Origin of the sequence: Mesobacillus subterraneus, from assembly GCF_023715485.1 — a bacterium.
GTDB lineage: Bacteria > Bacillota > Bacilli > Bacillales > Cytobacillaceae > Mesobacillus > Mesobacillus subterraneus_B.
In genome coordinates this window covers 1-1,690 of the sequence record NZ_JAMBOF010000037.1, presented here as the reverse complement: position 1 = coordinate 1,690, position 1,690 = coordinate 1, and the positions used below count along the sequence as shown (strand labels likewise).

1 rRNA gene is annotated in these 1,690 nt (G+C 54.1%); it reads right to left on the bottom strand.

Annotated elements, in window-relative coordinates:
• Window positions 1-18: 18 nt before the first annotated feature.
• Window positions 19-1,690: ribosomal RNA gene (locus tag M3204_RS23405) — 23S ribosomal RNA — on the bottom strand; the annotation flags it as partial.

Below are 1,690 nucleotides of genomic sequence, written 5' to 3'. Positions count from 1 at the left end.
AGAAACGAGTAATCTATTTTGGTTAAGTCCTCGAACGATTAGTATCAGTCAGCTCCACACGTCACCGCGCTTCCACCTCTGACCTATCAACCTGATCATCTTTCAGGGTTCTTACTAGCTTGCGCTATGGGAAATCTCATCTTGAGGGGGGCTTCATGCTTAGATGCTTTCAGCACTTATCCCGTCCGCACATAGCTACCCAGCGATGCCTTTGGCAAGACAACTGGTACACCAGCGGTGCGTCCATCCCGGTCCTCTCGTACTAAGGACAGCTCCTCTCAAATTTCCTGCGCCCACGACGGATAGGGACCGAACTGTCTCACGACGTTCTGAACCCAGCTCGCGTACCGCTTTAATGGGCGAACAGCCCAACCCTTGGGACCGACTACAGCCCCAGGATGCGATGAGCCGACATCGAGGTGCCAAACCTCCCCGTCGATGTGGACTCTTGGGGGAGATAAGCCTGTTATCCCCGGGGTAGCTTTTATCCGTTGAGCGATGGCCCTTCCATGCGGAACCACCGGATCACTAAGCCCGACTTTCGTCCCTGCTCGACTTGTAGGTCTCGCAGTCAAGCTCCCTTGTGCCTTTACACTCTGCGAATGATTTCCAACCATTCTGAGGGAACCTTTGGGCGCCTCCGTTACTCTTTAGGAGGCGACCGCCCCAGTCAAACTGCCCACCTGACACTGTCTCCCGCCCCGATCAGGGGCGTGGGTTAGAATTTCAATACAGCCAGGGTAGTATCCCACCGACGCCTCCACCGAAGCTGGCGCTCCGGTTTCTCAGGCTCCTACCTATCCTGTACAAGCTGTACCAAAATTCAATATCAGGCTACAGTAAAGCTCCACGGGGTCTTTCCGTCCTGTCGCGGGTAACCTGCATCTTCACAGGTACTATAATTTCACCGAGTCTCTCGTTGAGACAGTGCCCAGATCGTTACGCCTTTCGTGCGGGTCGGAACTTACCCGACAAGGAATTTCGCTACCTTAGGACCGTTATAGTTACGGCCGCCGTTTACTGGGGCTTCGATTCAGAGCTTCGCTTGCGCTAACCCCTCCTCTTAACCTTCCAGCACCGGGCAGGCGTCAGCCCCTATACTTCGCCTTGCGGCTTCGCAGAGACCTGTGTTTTTGCTAAACAGTCGCCTGGGCCTATTCACTGCGGCTCATCTAGGCTATTCACCCAAATGAGCACCCCTTCTCCCGAAGTTACGGGGTCATTTTGCCGAGTTCCTTAACGAGAGTTCTCTCGCTCACCTTAGGATTCTCTCCTCGCCTACCTGTGTCGGTTTGCGGTACGGGCACCTTTTATCTCGCTAGAGGCTTTTCTTGGCAGTGTGAAATCAGGAACTTCGGTACTATATTTCCCTCGCTGTCACAGCTCAGCCTTCACGCAAGCGGGATTTGCCTCACTTGCAGCCTTACTGCTTAGACGCGCATATCCAACAGCGCGCTTACCCTATCCTACTGCGTCCCCCCATTGCTCAAACGATAAAGAGGTGGTACAGGAATATCAACCTGTTGTCCATCGCCTACGCCTTTCGGCCTCGGCTTAGGTCCCGACTAACCCTGAGAGGACGAGCCTTCCTCAGGAAACCTTAGGCATTCGGTGGATGGGATTCTCACCCATCTTTCGCTACTCATACCGGCATTCTCACTTCTAAGCGCTCCACCAGTCCTTACGGTCT